The organism is Micromonospora sp. SH-82 (assembly GCF_051132485.1).
Taxonomy (GTDB): domain Bacteria; phylum Actinomycetota; class Actinomycetes; order Mycobacteriales; family Micromonosporaceae; genus Micromonospora.
Window position 1 is genome coordinate 3143630 of the sequence record NZ_CP148049.1, and the last position, 17772, is coordinate 3161401.

At 71.0% G+C, this 17772-nt stretch carries 11 protein-coding genes, 1 tRNA gene and 1 pseudogene; 11 read left to right on the forward strand and 2 right to left on the reverse strand.

The annotated features are described in order from the left end of the window. Positions 1–172: 172 nt before the first annotated feature. Entirely contained in the window at positions 173–427 is a 255-nt protein-coding gene (locus WHN02_RS14480; protein WP_350898605.1) for a TM2 domain-containing protein, read from the reverse strand. Positions 428–704: 277 nt separating this feature from the next. On the opposite strand from WHN02_RS14480, the gene ald reads away from it, so the two are divergent. The 10 genes and pseudogenes from ald to WHN02_RS14530 all read left to right on the forward strand — a co-directional run. Next, positions 705–1820 carry an alanine dehydrogenase gene (ald, locus tag WHN02_RS14485; protein WP_350898603.1) on the forward strand — a complete coding sequence of 372 codons (1116 nt, stop codon included), beginning with the start codon at positions 705–707 and terminating at the stop codon, positions 1818–1820. 26 nt (positions 1821–1846) lie between these two features. Continuing rightward, positions 1847–2830: a site-specific tyrosine recombinase XerD gene (locus WHN02_RS14490; RefSeq protein WP_434739271.1), complete on the forward strand. Its 984-nt coding sequence runs from the start codon at positions 1847–1849 to the stop codon at positions 2828–2830. Positions 2831–3199: 369 nt separating this feature from the next. Further along, the gene (locus WHN02_RS14495) at positions 3200–4123 is read left to right on the forward strand and encodes a ParA family protein (protein ID WP_434739272.1); all 924 of its coding nucleotides are present in this window, start codon (positions 3200–3202) and stop codon (positions 4121–4123) included. A 50-nt stretch (positions 4124–4173) separates the two neighbouring features. Then, the gene (locus WHN02_RS14500; RefSeq protein ID WP_434739273.1) at positions 4174–5202 is read left to right on the forward strand and encodes a segregation and condensation protein A; all 1029 of its coding nucleotides are present in this window, start codon (positions 4174–4176) and stop codon (positions 5200–5202) included. After that, positions 5199–6272 carry an SMC-Scp complex subunit ScpB gene (gene scpB / locus WHN02_RS14505; protein ID WP_434739274.1) on the forward strand — a complete coding sequence of 358 codons (1074 nt, stop codon included), beginning with the start codon at positions 5199–5201 and terminating at the stop codon, positions 6270–6272. Before WHN02_RS14500 ends, scpB begins: the two co-directional genes overlap by 4 nt. Positions 6273–6600: 328 nt before the next feature. Next, positions 6601–7302, forward strand: coding sequence for a pseudouridine synthase (locus WHN02_RS14510; RefSeq protein ID WP_434743962.1), 702 nt, complete (start codon positions 6601–6603; stop codon positions 7300–7302). Positions 7303–7453: 151 nt separating this feature from the next. After that, a complete protein-coding gene (gene cmk / locus WHN02_RS14515) occupies positions 7454–8134 on the forward strand; it encodes a (d)CMP kinase (RefSeq protein WP_434739275.1) in 681 nt (226 codons plus the stop codon). 52 nt (positions 8135–8186) lie between these two features. Then, on the forward strand, positions 8187–9590 hold the full coding sequence (der, locus tag WHN02_RS14520; RefSeq protein ID WP_434739276.1) for a ribosome biogenesis GTPase Der: 1404 nt from the start codon (positions 8187–8189) through the stop codon (positions 9588–9590). Positions 9591–9735: 145 nt separating this feature from the next. Further along, positions 9736–9809: transfer RNA gene (locus tag WHN02_RS14525), tRNA-Pro, on the forward strand. Positions 9810–10003: 194 nt separating this feature from the next. Continuing rightward, positions 10004–10195, forward strand: a pseudogene (locus WHN02_RS14530) (integrase); the annotation flags it as partial. A gap of 21 nt (positions 10196–10216) precedes the next feature. Here WHN02_RS14530 and WHN02_RS14535 read toward each other — a convergent pair. After that, the gene (locus WHN02_RS14535; RefSeq protein ID WP_434739277.1) at positions 10217–10978 is read right to left on the reverse strand and encodes a hypothetical protein; all 762 of its coding nucleotides are present in this window, start codon (positions 10976–10978) and stop codon (positions 10217–10219) included. 847 nt (positions 10979–11825) lie between these two features. Between WHN02_RS14535 and WHN02_RS14540 the strand changes: the two genes are divergently transcribed. Then, positions 11826–17771, forward strand: coding sequence for a DEAD/DEAH box helicase (locus WHN02_RS14540; RefSeq protein WP_434739278.1), 5946 nt, complete (start codon positions 11826–11828; stop codon positions 17769–17771). Position 17772 lies beyond the last annotated feature (1 nt).

Below are 17772 nucleotides of genomic sequence, written 5' to 3' on the forward strand. Positions count from 1 at the left end.
CGGGGGTGTCCCCGCCGTACGACGGGAGTCGGCTCTATCACCGGTGTGACCCCGCAGGTGGGGTGCCCACCGGACGTGGACACGGACCGGGGCCGCGCGGTGATCCGCGCGGCCCCGGTCTTCGGTTTCCTCACCCTTTCCGGACCCGCCGGGGCCCGGAACAGGCGGTGGGTCAGTCCCGCAGCGGGCGTCCCTGACCGTCGACGCCACCGTTGATCAGGATCAGGATGCCGTCGACGAAGCCCCACAGGGAGCCGATGCCGCAGGTGACGAGGGTGACCACGAGCTGAAGGGCGCCGATCTTGGTGTCGCCCATGTAGAACCGGCCGACGCCGAAGCCGCCGAGCACGATGCCGAGGATGCCCGCGACGACCTTGCTCTTGTCGGACACGTTCGGCGGGTACTGCTGGTACGGAGGAGTTGTCATGAGGCGTCACCTTAGTGATCCCACGAGCGGTGTCCTGCACCAAGGGGTGGGTAGTGCGACGATAGTGCCCGGACGGATGAGGCGGCCTGACCCACCGGCCACCTCACCCTGCCAACTCGGCAGGGTGGTCGACCACGGGCTGTCACACTGCCGGCTGCCGGCGGCCGACGGTACGCCTAGACTGCCGCCCACGGGACCGGTGGACCGGGCGGCAACGGGGCCGTCCCGCACCGCGTAGCCCGGGCGACCCCCGGCCCCGCAGAAAGGTGTCAGCATCGTGAAGGTCGGAATTCCCCGCGAGGTCAAGAACCACGAGTACCGGGTCGCCATCACCCCGGCGGGCGTCAACGAGTTCACCCGCGCTGGACACCAGGTCTTCGTCGAGGCCGGAGCCGGATCCGGTTCCAGCATCAGCGACGCCGAGTACCTCGCCGCCGGGGCGCAGATCCTCCCCGGCCCCGACGAGGTGTGGCAGACCGCCGACCTGGTCCTCAAGGTCAAGGAGCCGGTGGCCGAGGAGTACCACCGGATGCGCCCCGGGCAGGTCCTCTTCACCTACCTGCACCTGGCCGCCTCCAAGGCGTGCACCGACGCGCTGGTCGACCGGAGGGTCACCGGCATCGCCTACGAGACCGTCGAACTGCCCGACCGGTCGCTGCCGCTGCTCGCCCCCATGTCCGAGGTGGCCGGCCGACTCGCCCCGCAGGTCGGGGCGTACCACCTGCAACGGCAGGGCGGCGGACGCGGCGTCCTGATGGGCGGCGTCTCCGGGGTGTACGCGGCCAAGACCGTGGTCATCGGCGCCGGGGTGTCCGGGATGAACGCCGCCGCGATCGCCCTCGGCCTGCAGGCCGAGGTGCTGCTGCTGGACAAGAACGTGGGACGGCTGCGCCAGGCCGACGCCATCTACCGGGGACACCTGCAGACCGTCGCCTCCAACGCCTACGAGATCGAACGGGCGGTCCTCGACGCCGACCTGGTCATCGGGGCGGTCCTGGTGCCCGGTGCGAAGGCCCCGACGCTGATCAGCAACGACCTGGTGTCCCGGATGAAGCCCGGCAGCGTCCTCGTCGACATCTCCATCGACCAGGGCGGCTGCTTCGAGGACTCCCGGCCCACCACCCACGCCGAACCGACGTACCGGGTCCACGACTCGCTGTTCTACTGCGTGGCGAACATGCCCGGGGCGGTCCCGCACACCAGCACGTACGCGTTGACGAACGTCACCCTCCCGTACGCCCTGGAACTGGCCAACCACGGCTGGCGGGAGGCGCTGCGCCTCGACCCGGCCCTCGGACTCGGCCTCAACACCCACGACGGGCAGGTCGTCTACGGGCCGGTCGCCGAGGCACACGGCCTGACCGCCACCCCCCTGGCCGACGTGCTGGGCTGACCGGCCGGACACCGACGGCGAGCCCCGTGCCCCCCGACACACAGACGACGAACCCGACCGGGGCGGCGGCCCTGCACCGGGCCGTCGACGGCTACCTCGACCACCTCACCGTCGAACGCGGACTGTCGGCGAACACCCTCACCTCGTACCGTCGGGACCTGCGCCGCTACCTGACGACCCTGGCCGAGGCGGAGGTGGTCGACCTGGCGGTGGTGGGCACCGGACTCGTCGAGACCCACCTGGCCCGGCTCCGGGCCGGCGACGACGACCACCAGCCGCTCGGCACCGCCTCGGTGGCCCGGGCGGCGAGCGCGGTCCGGGGACTGCACCGGTTCGCCCTCCGGGAGGGGCTGACCGGCGGTGACCCCAGCCGCGACGTCCGCCCGCCCACCCCGCCGCGTCGGCTGCCCCGCGCCCTGCCGGTGCAGGACGTGGTCCGTCTCCTGGAGACCGCCGGGAGCGTGCACGCGGCGGGGGAGGGGGCACCCCTGGCGCTGCGGGACCGGGCGCTGCTGGAGTTCCTGTACGGCACCGGCGCCCGGATCTCCGAGGCGGTCGGCGCGGCCGTCGACGACCTCTGCGCCGAGGAGGCCACGGTGCTGCTGCGCGGCAAGGGCGGTCGGACCCGACTGGTGCCCGTCGGCGGGTACGCCCTCGACGCGGTCCGGGCCTGGCTGGTGCGGGGCCGACCGGGACTGGTCGCCGCCGGGCGGGGCACCCCGGCGGTCTTCGTCAACGCCCGGGGCGGGCCGCTGACCCGGCAGGGGGCGTGGACGATCCTGCGTCGGGCCGCCGCCCGGGCCGGCCTGCCCGTGGACGGGGCGGACGCGGTCTCCCCGCACACCCTGCGTCACTCGTACGCCACCCACCTGCTCGACGGCGGCGCCGACGTCCGGGTGGTCCAGGAGCTCCTCGGGCACGCCTCGGTGACCACGACCCAGGTGTACACACTGGTCACCGTGGAGCGGCTCCGCGAGGTGTACGCCACCAGCCACCCCCGGGCACTGTGACCCGACCGGCCACGCCCCGGTGACCCGACCGGCCGCGCCCCGGCGACCCGACCGGCCCCGACCCGGCGGGCCGGGGTGCCGACCGGAGGGGCCCGGCCCGGTAGGCTGGATCGGCAGGCCGCGCAGGGTGCGTCCGCCGGTCGTCACCACGTCCGGGGTGCCCCGGTCCGGCAGCGGCGCCGACCAGGGATGACCTGGTAGGCAGGGCGGTCGACACGCCGCACCGGTGCCGACCGGGGCGGCGGACGGTGGCGTACAGTCGGCATTGGCGCGGACCTCCTGAGGCGACAGCCGGGGTGCGCAGCGGCGCCGCGAGGGACGTCGGTCGGTTCCGACGTCGGGTGGACGTCGGGAGGGGGCAACAAGGACATGGCTGGCAACGGTGACCGTGCCGAGACCTGGACGTCGGAGCTCCGCGAACAGCAGGCGTCGCTCGGCGCGGACCTCGGGCCGGCGGACCCGGCGGCCTACACGATGCGTAAACCTATTCCCGAGCCGATGCCCACCGACCGGCACGGTCCGGCCCGGATCATCGCGATGGCCAACCAGAAGGGCGGCGTCGGGAAGACCACGACGACCATCAACCTGGGTGCCGCCCTCGCCGAGTACGGGCGCAAGGTCCTGCTCGTCGACTTCGACCCGCAGGGCGCCCTCTCCGTCGGGCTCGGGGTCAACCCGCACAACCTGGACCTGACGGTCTACAACCTGCTCATGCAGGACGACGTCACCGCCGAGGACGTCCTCATCAAGACCGACGTGGCCGGGCTGCACCTGCTCCCGGCCAACATCGACCTGTCGGCCGCCGAGATACAGCTGGTCAACGAGGTCGCCCGGGAGATGGCGTTGGCGCGGGTGCTCAGGAGCATCCGCAAGGAGTACGACTACATCCTGATCGACTGCCAGCCGTCCCTGGGCCTCCTGGCGATCAACGCGTTGACAGTCGCGCACGGCGTCCTGATCCCCCTGGAGTGCGAGTTCTTCAGCCTCCGAGGAGTGGCGCTGCTGCTCGACACCATCGACAAGGTGCGGGAACGGCTCAACTTCGACCTGGAGTTGGAAGGCATCCTCGCCACCATGTACGACAGTCGCACCACCCACTGCCGGCAGGTACTGCAACGGGTGGTGGAGGCGTTCGGCGACAAGGTCTACCAGACGGTGATCACCAAGACGGTCAAGTTCCCCGAGTCGACGGTCGCCGGTGCTCCCATCACGACCCTCGATCCGGCCTCGTCCGGTGCCCGCAACTACCGGCAGCTGGCCCGTGAGGTGATCGCCGCCCAGGCGGAGCGGTAGAGGGTGCACCGCCACGCCGAACCGCCCCACCCGTCGACTACGGTCGTCGAGTGACCGCCCCGCCCCTGGACCCGCCGCACGCGTCGCCCGAGACCGTGGCCGGTCCCGCCGACGCCGAGGCCACCCCCGAGGCGCAGGGCGGCGGGTTCACCGTCCGGCTGGAGAACTTCACCGGCCCGTTCGACCTGCTGCTGCAGCTGATCGGCAAACACAAGCTGGACGTCACCGAGGTGGCGCTGCATCGGGTCACCGACGAGTTCATCTCCTACATCCGGGCCATGGACGACCGTTGGGACCTCGACGAGGCCAGCGAGTTCCTGCTCATCGCCGCCACCCTCCTCGACCTGAAGGCCGCCCGGCTGCTCCCCGCCGCCGAGGTGGAGAACGAGGAGGACCTCGCCCTGCTGGAGGCGCGGGACCTGCTCTTCGCCCGACTGTTGCAGTACAAGGCGTACAAGGAGGCCGCCGCGTACATCGCCGACCTGGAGGCGGTCGGCGGTCGGCGGTACCCCCGGGCGGTCACCCTGGAGGCCAGGTACGCCGAGGCGCTGCCCGACCTGGTGCTGAGCATCGGCCCGGAGCGGCTACGTGCCCTCGCGGTCCGGGCGATGACCCCGAAACCGGTGCCCGAGGTGAGCATCGACCACGTGCACATGGTCCGGGTCAGTGTCCGGGAACACGCGGCGATCCTCACCGACCGGCTCCGTCGGGCCGGCATCGCCTCCTTCTCGCTGCTCTGCGTCGACTGCGACACCACCCTGGAGGTGGTGGCCCGGTTCCTGGCCCTGCTGGAGCTGTACCGGGAGGGTCTGGTGGCGTTCACGCAGGACCAGGCCCTGGAGGAGTTGACCGTACGCTGGACCGGCCCGGCCGACGGCGGCCCGGAACTGACCATCGACGAGTACGCCGGCACCGACGCCCCGGACCCGGCAGGTGACGCCCGACCCGCAGCCGACGGACCGGACCCGACGGGCGACGTCGCGGACCCGGCGGGCGAGCCGGAACCGGCAGGTGGCGGTGCGGAGGCGGGCATCGGCGGGGCCGATCCCGCCGGGACGAGCGAGGAGCGACCGGGATGAGCGACGAGCAGCGCCGGGACTCCCTGGCCGACCAGGCCGCCGCCTGGGTGCCGCCGTGGGCACCCGAACGCCGGTCCGGCGCATCACAGGACGGGACCGGACCGGAACCGTCGCCCCCGACCCCATCCCCCGAGGACCCCGACCCGGCCCCGGCTTCGGACGCCGCCCCGACGTCGGACCCTGACCCGACCCCGGCGTCGGCTTCGGACGCCTTCCCGACCTCGGCCCCTGACCCGACCCCGGCCCCGGCTTCGGAGGCCGCCCCGGCCTCTGACCCTGACCCGACCCCGGCTTCGGACGCCGCCCAGCTCTCTGACGCGGCCCCGACATCGGCCCCGGTCCCGGCCGTCGATTCAGGTTCCACCGATTCCGGTTCTGGTCCTGTCGACGCCGACCTCGGGACCGGTGCCCCCGGTCCCGTCGACGCCGCCCCCGGTGCGGACGAGAACCGGCACGCCGGTCGGACAGGCCGTCGGGGACGAGGGCGGCGGACCGCCCCGGAACCGGTGGCGGCCCCCACGCTCGACGACGACCGACTGCGCGGTGCCCTCGAAGCGATCCTCCTGGTCGTGGACGAACCGGTCAGCGAACTCCTCCTGGCCCAGATTGTCGAGCAGTCACCGGAGCGGGTCGGGCGGATGCTCGACGAGATCGCCGCCGGCTACACCGCCGCCGGACACGGCTTCGACCTGCGCCGGGCCGCCGGGGGCTGGCGGCTCTACACCCGGCCGGAATACGCCGGATACGTGGAGCGGTTCATCCTCGACGGGCAGTCCGTCCGGCTGACCCAGGCGGCGCTGGAGGCCCTGGCCGTGGTCGCCTACCGGCAGCCGGTCTCCCGATCACGGATCTCGGCCATCCGGGGTGTCAACTGTGACGGGGTCATCCGTACCCTGGTGTCCCGGGGACTGGTCGAGGAGTGCGGCACCGAGCCGGACAGCGGCGCGTTCCTCTATCGCACCACCACCCTGTTCCTGGAGAAGCTCGGGCTGAACTCGGTCGCCGAACTGCCGCCCCTGGCCCCGTTCCTCCCCGACGACGTAGAAGAGCTTGCCGATGCCACGCGATGACCGCCCCTCCCGCTCCGACCACCGCTCCGCCGGTCGCGGTGACCGCGCCACCAACCGGGGCGACCGGACCACCGGCCGCAGCGACCGGGACCGGTCCACTGGCCGCACCGATCGCGACGGGTCCACTGGCCGCAGCGACCGCACCGCCGGTCACGGTGACCGGACCGCCCCGCGCGGTGACCGCACCGTCGCCCGGGGCGAGCGCGGTGAGCGGGGTGCCGCCGATCGGCCGCGTCGCTCCGCGCTCGGTGCCGTCGGCCGCCCCGGCCAGAGCACCCGGCCCGCACAGCCCACCGAGGCCGTCGAGGGGGAGCAGCGTCTCCAGAAGATCCTCGCCGCCGCCGGTGTCGGATCCCGCCGGGCCTGCGAGGACCTGATCTTCCGACGTCGGGTCACCGTCGACGGGCGGGTCGCCCAACTCGGCGACAAGGCGGACCCGACCACCGCCGTCATCCACGTCGACGGAGAACGCCTCGTCACCGACACCAGCCTGGTGTACCTGGCGATGAACAAGCCACGCGGAGTGGTCTCCACGATGGCCGACGAGAAGGGCCGCACCGCCCTGGCCGACTTCCTCGACGGCTGGTCCGACCACCGCGTCTACCACGTCGGGCGGCTCGACGCCGACAGCGAGGGCCTGCTCCTGCTCACCAACGACGGTGACCTCGCCCACCGGCTGATGCACCCGTCGTACAAGGTGGCGAAGACGTACCTGTGCGAGGTGTCCGGCCCGATCCCACGCAACCTCGGCAGGCGACTCACCGACGGGATCGACCTCGAGGACGGGCCGGTCCGGGTCGACTCGTTCCGGGTCCTGGACACCGTGGGACGCACCGCGCAGATCGAGGTCACCCTGCACGAAGGGCGCAAACACATCGTACGGCGGATGATGGCCGAGGTCGGTCACCCGGTGTCCCGTCTGGTGCGTACCTCCATCGGACCGATCCGCCTGGGCGACCTGCGCAACGGGCGGACCCGACGCCTCACCAACGCGGAGGTCGCCGCCCTGTACAAGGCGGTACGTGACTGACCCGTCATTCGCGGGTACGGCTGCCGGTAGGCTTCCGTGCGGCCCAGCGGCGGGCGGTGTCCCGCTCGGGAACGCGCCGGGAGCGCCGGGCATCATTGACGACGGACGACCGTTCACCGGTCGGGGTCGACACGGGCTGAGGAGGAACACCGTGGTGGAGAACGTACCGACCGGGCGTTGTGTGGTCGCAGTGGATGGGCCGTCCGGTTCGGGGAAGTCCACCGTCTCCCGGCGGCTGGCCACCGGACTCGGCGCCCGCTACCTCGACACCGGCGCGATGTACCGGGCGATCACCTGGGCCGTGCTGCGCTCCGGGGTCGACCCGGCCGACGCCGAGTCGGTGGCCAAGGTCGCCGGCGAGACCGACCTGCGCATCGGCACCGACCCCAAGGGGTACGGCGTCACCGTCGACGGGGTCGGCGTGGACGCCGACATCCGGGGCGCCGAGGTGACCGGGGCGGTCTCCGCCGTGGCCGCCGTACCCGCGGTCCGGGCCCTCCTGGTCGGACGGCAGCGGCAGATGATCGACAACGCCGGTCGGATCGTCGTCGAGGGCCGCGACATCGGTTCGGTGGTCGCCCCCGACGCCGACCTGAAGGTGTACCTGACCGCCTCGGAGGCGGCCCGGGCCGCGCGGCGCAGCGCCGAGGACGCCGCCGACGTGGCGGCCACCGCCGCCGACCTGGCCCGACGCGACCGCCTGGACTCGACCCGCAAGGCCGACCCGTTGCAGCAGTCCGCCGACGCGGTCGTCCTGGACACCACCGAGCTGGGCATCGACGAGGTCGTCGACCGGCTACGTGAGCTGCTCACCGAGCGGGGAGTGGCATGAGGTCGCGGACGGCCGTCCTGCGGGACGTCCCGACGCGGAGCGGGAGAGCAGCATGAGTGACGACGATGGTTGGGTGGAGCTGCCCGAGCCCGAGGCCGGAACCGACGAGTCCACCGGCCCGGTGCCGGTGGTGGCGGTCGTCGGCCGCCCCAACGTGGGCAAGTCGACCCTGGTGAACCGGATCATCGGCCGGCGACAGGCCGTCGTGGAGGACATCCCCGGGGTCACCCGGGACCGGGTCCCCTACGACGCCCAATGGTCCGGCCGGGCCTTCACGGTGGTGGACACCGGCGGATGGGAACCGGACGCCAAGGACCGGGCGGCGGCGATCGCCGCGCAGGCCGAACTGGCGGTGGCCACCGCCGACGTGGTCCTCTTCGTGGTCGACGGAATGGTCGGATCCACCGATGTGGACGAGGCCGCGGTGAAGATGCTGCGCCGCAGCGCCAAGCCGGTCATCCTGGTCGCCAACAAGGCCGACAACGCCACCATCGAGATGGAGGCCACCTCACTGTGGTCACTCGGCCTCGGTGAGCCGTTCACGGTCTCCGCCCTGCACGGGCGAGGCTCCGGTGACCTCCTCGACGCCATCCTCAAGGCCCTGCCGGAGGCCCCGGCGATCGTGGAGAACCGACCCCGAGGCCCCCGCCGGGTGGCGCTCGTCGGCCGCCCCAACGTCGGCAAGTCCAGCCTCCTCAACCGCTTCTCCGGGGAGGACCGGGCGGTCGTCGACTCCGTCGCCGGCACCACAGTCGACCCGGTGGACAGCCTCGTCACCATCGGCGGCGAGACCTGGCACCTCGTGGACACCGCCGGGCTGCGCAAGCGGGTCGGCCGGGCCAGCGGCACCGAGTACTACGCCAGTCTCCGCACCGCCTCGGCCATCGAGGCGGCCGAGGTGGCTGTGGTCCTGCTGGACGCCAGCGAACCGATCAGCGAGCAGGACCAGCGGATCCTCGGCATGGTCACCGAATCCGGCCGGGCACTGGTGATCGCCTTCAACAAGTGGGACCTGGTCGACGCCGACCGCCGGTACTACCTGGACAAGGAGATCGAACGGGAACTCCGCCGGATCCCCTGGGCGCTGCGGCTGAACCTGTCCGCGATGACCGGCCGGGCCGTCGACAAGCTCGCCCCGGTCCTCCGTAAGGCCCTGGAGAGCTGGGAGACCCGGGTGCCGACCGCGCACCTCAACTCCTGGCTCACCGCCCTGGTACAGGCCACCCCGCACCCGGTGCGCGGCGGCCGGGCGCCGAAGATCCTCTTCGCCACCCAGGCCGGGGTGGCGCCGCCCCGGTTCGTCCTGTTCACCACCGGCCCCCTGGACGCCGGCTACCAACGGTTCGTCGAGCGCAAACTCCGCGAGGAGTTCGGCTTCGAGGGCAGCCCGGTGGAGATCTCCGTACGCCCCCGCAAGAAGCTTGGCCCCGGCGGCCGGGGCAAGGCCCACGGCTGACCGAGATCCGTCCCCCTGGGGTTTCCCCAGGGGTGTAGGGGCGGTCAGGAGGGGTGTGTGGCGCGGGGTGGGGGCGGTCGGGGGGCCGCGCCGATCTTGCGCTAAGCTGTAGCGGCTGCCACAGGGGTGACCCGAGTGGTGGCATCGGGACGTGGCGCAGCTTGGTAGCGCACTTGACTGGGGGTCAAGGGGTCGTCGGTTCGAATCCGGCCGTCCCGACAGCGAGAGGGTTTTCGCAGGTCATCGACTTGCGGAAGCCTTCTTTTCAGTGCTCGACATGGATGTCCGGTCTAGCGCGCCGCTGTTGGACTCCTTGACTCGGGCAGGTGTCGAATGCCACTCCTCGATCTCGAAAGCTCTCCGCCGGACTGTCCCGGATCTGGGCCGGGTGCCTCCGGGACTGAGACCGCTCACTGCGGGCCGGGAACTACCCCCATACCACCCGCTACAACTACCTTCTCGCCGCCGCGCAGCTCGGCCGGTACCTCGGGGAGTACTCGCCGGACCCGGACGCCGAGGAGGCGACCGAGGACCCGTGCGCGGTGACCCGGGGACACGTCGAGGTGTTCCAGGCCTGGATGATCCAGACCCGGTCGACCTCGACCGCACTAAACAAGCACAAGGGACTACAGCAGTTCTTCAAGTGGCTGCTCGTCGACGAACAGGCCACCCGATGGACCTGGTACGACAGCCCAAGACCCCCCGCAACTCATCCCGGTGATGCGCGACGAGGACACTGGCAAACTCCTCGCCGCGTGCAAGGGGAAGGGCTTCGCCAACCTGCGGAGCAGCTCGCCGCCTTCGACGCCGAATACCACAAGATCACAGGACGTGTGCAGGACCTTGTCCTGCTCGCCGCCGCGCACCAACCATCCCCCGACGTCAACGACAGCGAGTAGGCATACCAGGCCGGCCGCAGTCGGGCCACCGAACTGCAGGCCCAGTACGGACTCGCCGCCGACCAGCACCGTCGACTCGACGAGCTGACTCCCAACCTGACCGACGATCTGGCCCGCTGGAGACCCGTCCGCGCTGAGTACGAGGTCGCCAACCGCCTCGCCCAACTCGTCGAGGGCAAGGGCACCGAAAGCAACATCCGGATGACCCTCTCCACCTACGTGCTGACCCACCGGTTCCGACACGTCGTGACGGCCGCGAACACCCGACTCGGCCAGGTCACACACAACCGGTACCTGCTGCGCCACGTTACCGATTCGGACACCGGTCGCCGCGCCGGCCGCAACGGCCTCGGCCTGTCCGTCATCGATGCCTGGACCGGCCAGGAACGCCGCCCTGCCACCCTCTCCGGCGGAGAAACCTTCCTGGTCTCCTCCTGCCTCGCCCTCGGCCTCAGCGACGTCGTCCTCGCCGAGGCAGGAGGATCCCAACTCGGCAGTCTCTTTGTCGACGAGGGGCTTCGGGACCCTCGACCAGGAGGCACTCGACCAGGTACTCGACGCCCTCGACGGGCTACGCGCTGGCGGTCGTACCGTAGGACTCGTCAGCCACGTCGCCGAGCTCCGTAGGCGCATACCGTCCCGCCTGCATGTACGTGAGGCAGCCACCGGGTTCACCGTGATCGTCGAGACCCAGGCTGCGGACGGAGGAAAGCGTCGTGGCGCGTCCTCTGAGGTCACCCGTTCTGACCATCCCGGTGGGGCCACTGTCTCAAGTAAAGAGCAAAGGTCTTAGATGTTCAGAAGGTTCGGGCAGGTTCAGAGCCGTCGTCGACCTCGCAGATGAGGCGAGTGCAAGAGGAGGTCGCAGCTCGGTGGCGATCCGGTGCGCCGCTCGTAGCGGGCGTAGAGCGAAAGCCGAGAACCTATCAGACGTCGTCTGATGTTTGGCTGGCGGACATGGGAAGGTGGCGGGGGTTACTGGTGACGACCAGGATGGGCCGTCGAGGAATGAGCTTCGACCGTCGGCCGTCGAGGCCAGTCCGAACCCGCTTGCGATTCGATCGCGGCTCATCCCGATGCCTGGATCGCCCCACAATCCCCAATCGACCGACCTGGCGCGGAACACCGCATGCTCCGGCGGCGGTCCTGCCGCCCCCCTTGAGCGCGGCAAAGCACTCCTGGCCCATCGTGTCAATCGCCTGAACGAGGTCGGACTTCGGAACGAAACGGCGAGATAAATTCAGACCCTGCCGCCACAGAGAGCGGCACTCTCGGCGCCAGTGACAAAGGCAGTGACGGACGGGGTGGTTTTACGAGCACAGCAGGTTCCCGCGAGGTGCAGATTCAGCGACTGCTGAAGGAGTCCGGTCCGTGTGACGGCGGCACTCTCGTGGCGATGGTCAAACAGCGATGGCCTGGGACTCCCGATGCCCGCGTGCGGGCAGTCGTAGTCAAGGCGATCACCGCCGGTCTCATCCGCGACGAACAGGGGATTCTCTCCGCCGTCGATGATCCGGCCGGGCCAGGCCGGCCGGAGCCGGGAGCTGAGCGGCGGCCGGGACCGCTGCGGGCGGTGATCGTGGACGTGGAGGTGGTGGTCCGGGCCAGCGCTGACCGGCCGCAGGGTGATCGGCGAATCTTCCAGATCGGGGCGGTCCGCCTGTCGGCCGACACGCGATGGTGTGCTGAGGAACCGTCGTTTGTTTCCTGGGTCCGGCTTCCGGCCCTGGAGTGGGAGCAACATCTGCGATCGCCGGCGGCTCGTGAGCAGTATGTCCATCACGCGGCCGATCCTGCCGGGGTTCTGAACAGGTTGCGCCGTTTCATCGCCGACGCGGACGTGCTGGTGGCCTACAACGGTGTCAGCGCCGACTTTCCGGCACTCGATGATGCGGCGGTCCGGGCCGGGCAGCAGCCGTTGCACGGCCCGCGACGCGTCGACGCGCTCTACGTGGCCTACGCGGTGTGGCCGCACGCGGGCTCGCACCGGCTTGCTGAGTTGGCCGACAAAGTCGGTGTCGACCGGTCCGGGCTGGCGTGGCATGACGCTGCCGACGACGCGGAACTGACGGGCCGGCTGCTGCGGCACGCCGCCACCACCGTGGCGGGGTGGGACGCCGCGATGCGCAAGTTGGTGTGCACGGTCGGGGCTGGCAGTCCGGTCTGGGATCTGGTGACGTCGTTGTTGCCGGTACCGGTTTCCCGGATGGCTGTCGACGATGTGACGGTCGCGCAGGTCCTCGCCGACGCCCTCGACGGCCTCGGCACCCCGGGCGGGTATGAGCCGGTCCGGCGTGGCCGGTCCCGACCGGTGCTGCGCCTGCCCGCCGCGGTCCGAGGTCCGGACGGTGACGTTGACCCGCACGCGCTGGCACAGGTGGCCTCGACCCGGCAGGTGGAACGCCGGGCGGCGCAGCAGCAGATGGCGGCGCTGCTGAACGCGCAGATCCGCGCCGGTCGGGATGCGTTGTGCGAGGCGCCGACTGGCACTGGTAAGAGCTTTGCGGTGCTGGCGGCCGCGTTGCAGTGGCTCGACGGTGACCCGAAGCGCCGGGCGGTGATCGCGACGTACACCAAGGCGCTTCAGACCCAGATGGGCGCCGACATCGACCGGCTCGCCGCCGGGATTCCGGGTCTGGAGCGGTCCGCGGACCTGGTCAAGGGAGCAGCGAACCGGTTGTCCCTGCGGGCGCTGGTCGCCTCGCTCGCCGACGCGGCCGATGCCGCGCAGGCGGCTGCGGGCCATGGCCGGTCCGTCCGGGCCCGGTTCGCGGCTGTGCCGGGGTTCCGGGAACTGCTGATCTATGTGACCCGCAGGCTGGTCACCGCGGTCACTGCACCGCAGGGATGGCTGGCCCGGAGCGCCGACCCGGTCGACCTGCCGATCTTTCTGGCCGATTACCTTGCCGCCGGGTATGGGCCGGTCGTGGGCTCCTGGCTGCGTAGCATCAGTCAGGACACCGACGACTACGGCCGCCGGTCTGCCTCGCCGCTGGCGGCGATGACCGACTCGGTCGCCGAAGCGCTGGCCGGGCACCGGCTGGTGATCGCGAACCATGCGCTGCTGGTGAGTCGCCCGGACGTGTTCGGTGACGACACGCTGCTGATAGTTGATGAGGCGCATGCGCTTGAGCAGGCGGTCACCAGCGCGGCGAGCGCGGTCGTGGAGTATCGGCTGCTGGAGAATCTGGCCGGTGACCTGCGGCGATGGGCTGCCCAGCACGCGGACACCCCGCCCGGGTTGCGGACGGTGATCGCCGATCTGGAGGGGCATCTCGACACGGAGGTCCTGCCGCGATCGGCTCAGGCGGTGTTCGACACCGCCGGCGGCGAGCCGGGCGGCCGGCCGGCAACGCTGGCCAGTCCGTTCGGTGGCCTCGGAGGGGACCGGTCAGCACGGCAGTTGCTGTCGCGGCTCGACGCGATCGCGGTCGTCGCCGCTCAGGTGCACCGGCAACTGGCCGCGTTTCTGCAAACCCCACACATGCAAGCGGAGTCTTGGTGGGAGCAGGAACGGGCCGGTTCGCTGGCCGCTCGCGTCGCGCAGCTCGCTGACGCGGCCGGTCGGATCGTCGGTGACGCCAGCGCCGTTCTCGACACTGCACCCGATCCTGCCAACGTGGAGGGCAGCAGCGCGCCCGGCACCGGTGACCCGGGGGACGGCAGCGACGACGAGGGCGAGGTGACCGGGACGGTCGGTGCGGACGAGGAGGATCTCGGTGCAGACGGCGACGATCTCGGCCCAAACGGGTTGTTCCCGCTGACGGGCCCGGACCTGGGTAACCGAGTGGTGTACGCCGTCGAGCAAGACTTGGCCGGTGTCAGCGTGTCCGTCCGCCGATACGGGTTCTCGCTGGCGTCCGCTCCGATCGACCTGGCCCGCGAGCCGCAGTGGCTGGACGTCCGGCACCGATTCGCCCGGATCTTCTACGTGTCTGCGACGCTACAGGTGTCCAGCCGGTGGGAATACATCCGTGGCCGGCTTGGCCTCGGCACGACCGTCGACGCGTACACCCTGCCGGGCCCGTTCGACCTGGCCACCCAGGCCCGCCTGGTCTGTTTCACCGACTTCCCGAGCTGGGCCGAGCAGACCGACGGGGCGATCCGCACGGTCGCCCACCAGCTTGCCGGGTACGCCCGCGAGGCGATCCGCTCCGACTCGGAGCAAGGGTTCCGTGGTGGGGCGTTGGTGCTGACCACGGCGACGAAGGCTGCGGCTGCGATCACCGAACGGTTGCAGCAGCAGGCGGTCGAGGTGCCGGTCGCCTCGGCGCCGCTGTTGGGTAACGCCCGCGCCGCGCGGGCGTTCACCGACACCGGCGGGTTCTGCGTCGCGACGCGGGGCATGTGGCAGGGCGTCGATTTCCCCGCCGACCGTCTGTCGATGGTATGGATCAACAAGCTGCCGTTCGCGCCGTTCGCGGACCCGGTCGTGGCTGCCCGGCGGGCGGCGGTCGCCCGCCGCGCCGAACTGGGCGGGGCGGCGGACCCCGACCGGGTCGCGACCGAGTCGTACTATCTGCCGCTGGCGGCGATGGACCTGCGGCAGGCGGTCGGTCGCTTAATCCGTTCGCGCGATCACCGAGGCGTGGTCGTGATCAGCGACCGCAAACTTGCTGGCCGCACCGCGTTGAGGCGCGCGTACCGGCGGGTATTCCTGGAATCCCTGGAGCCGGGCCTGCTGGTCGCCGACGATGACACCGGCGAACCGGCGGGCGGGAACCTGACCACGATGACCGACGGGTGGGAGCGGATCTGGCGGTTTGTCGGCGAGACCGGGCTGGTCAACGCCGACCGGGTCGAGCAGCTGTGTACACCGCAGGCGCTCACCGAACAGACCCTGCTGCCGGCGACCCGCAAGATCCGGCAGGCGCAGCTGACCTCCGAGCAGGAGGCGGCAGCCCGCGCCGACGGCACCCTGGCGCGGCTGCTGACCGACCGGTGCGCGGCGATCGCGGGCTATCTGCGGTTTTCAGACACGCCACTGACGTTGAAACCGCAGCAGGAGCGGGTGATCGCCGCGGTTGCCAACGGTATGGACGTGCTGGCGCTGCTGCCGACCGGGTTCGGGAAGTCGTACACGTTCCAATTGCCAGCGTTGGCGCTGCCGGGGGTGACCGTGGTCGTGTCGCCGCTGATCGCGTTGATGGCCGACCAGGCCCTGGAACTCAACGCGACCGTCGGCGGGGCGGTCCGGGCGCTGGTGGGGCCGATGGCCGAATCGAACAGCCGCCGCGGCAAGACCGAGGTCGCCGAGCAGCTCACCGGCACGTTCGAGCACAGCATCAAGCTGGTGTACGTGTCCCCGGAACGGCTCGCCAACCGCCGCTTCCAGGATCTCCTGCGAGCCGCGGCCGCAGGGGGAATCCTGCGGCGGGTTGCCGTTGACGAGGCGCACACTTTCGTGCAGTGGGGCGACGACTTCCGGCCCAGCTTTCGCCGCGCCGGCCGGCTGCTGGCAGAACTACGGTCCAGGTACGGGGTGCGGGTGACTGCGGTGACCGCGACCGCGAACCGGGCTGTCCGCGAGGGGCTACGGACCGGCCTGTTTGGGCTGCCCGCCACCACGATGGCCGGTGAACCGCTGGTGATGGTCGCTGCGGACCCGCTGCGCCCGGAACTGGCGATCTACCGGCGAACGATGAAAGCCGCCGGCCCGAACACCATCGCCGGGCTGACCGAGCAGATCGCGGCCGCCTGTGACGGTCACGCAATCTTCTATTGCCTGACCGTCAAGCAGGTCGACGCGGTCTACGCCCACCTGCGTGCGTTCGTCGGTGACGGCGCCCAGCGCGTGCGGCGATTCCACGGCCGGTTGTCGGAGGCGGAGAAGGCCGCCGTGCTCACCGAGTTCCGAGACGCGCCAGCCAAGGGCGAGGACGGATATGCACCGTTACTGATCGTGGCGACCAGCGCGTTCGGTCTCGGCGTCAACCGCGGTGACATCCGATGCGTGTTCGTGGTGTCCCCGCCGACGGACCTGGCCGCCCTCTATCAGCAGCTTGGCCGTGCTGGCCGGGATCAGGCCGGCCGGCCACCCGGCGAGGTGACTACGCCGTCGGCGGGACTGGCGCTCGGCTCCGGTCGAGGGTTCCGGACCGTGATGTGGATGGCTACCCAAGGACTGCCACCGGAGACGTTGCGTACGATCGGGCAGGCCGTCCTAAAGGCGGCCCGCAACGGTGGGGTTCTGGACCCTGACCGGGTCACTGATGCGTGCATGACCGCCGACCTCACCGCCGGGAGGCTGTCCCGCAACGATGCCCGCCGGTCGGGCACCGTGTCGCAGTACCGGTCGACGGTCGTGCGAGCGCTGGCCGTGCTCGCCGAAACGGGAACGGTTGACGACCATGGAGACTTCCCGGCGACGGTGACGATCACACCTCTGGACGACCCGACCCGCTGCGACGACCACACTCTCACCGCCGCCGCCGGTGCGGTCGCCGCACTCGCCGCCACCGCGCCGGGTCGGCATCGACTGACCGAACTGCACAAGACTCTCACCAGGCAGGTGCGCGGCTACCGCATGATTGCCGACGACCCGGCACAGACCTGGGCGGTCCTGGCGACCCTGCACGACCTCGGTGTCATCGATCTTTCTCAGGCTGGCAACAACCGAACCCTGATAGCGGTCGGCCCGCGTGGAAACGCCACCCTGCCGGGCGACTACGTGCAAAAGATGACCGGGCACCGAGCCCGGCTGATCGACGACCTGCGGGAACTACGGGCCTGGTACGACGCCGACGAGTGCGCGAACGCGGGGTTTGCGAGCTACTTCTCTCTCACAGGGAAGGTGACGCTACCCGACGGGGTCTGCTCCACCACAGCGTGCCGGTGCTCGAGCTGCTGGTCTACCAGTAGTGACCGGTCCTCGCTGCCGCCGCTGCTCACCGCGTTGAACACACCCCGGCCGACGCCCGAGACTCGGCGGGACGCTGCCCCGTACCAGGCCGCCATCCAGCGTTACGTCCGGTCGCTGCTGTGGGACAACTACCGCGGTCTGACCGCAGGAATGATCCACCGGGTCCTACACGGCGACGAGACGTACCAGGCTGCCGACGGGCGACGGCGGCCGCTGTGGCCGAAGTTGCTGTATCACCGCCTGCGTGGTGTCGACCCTGGCATCAAGATCACGCATGTGCAGGAAGCCGTCACTGTTCTCACCACCAGTGGGGAGATCGTTGGTGACGGCCGGGTGTGGCGGTTGCGCCGCTACGCCGCACGTGAAGCCGCCCGCGCCCGCGCGAATGCCGGTGCGGCCACCCCGGAGGTAATCGCTTGAC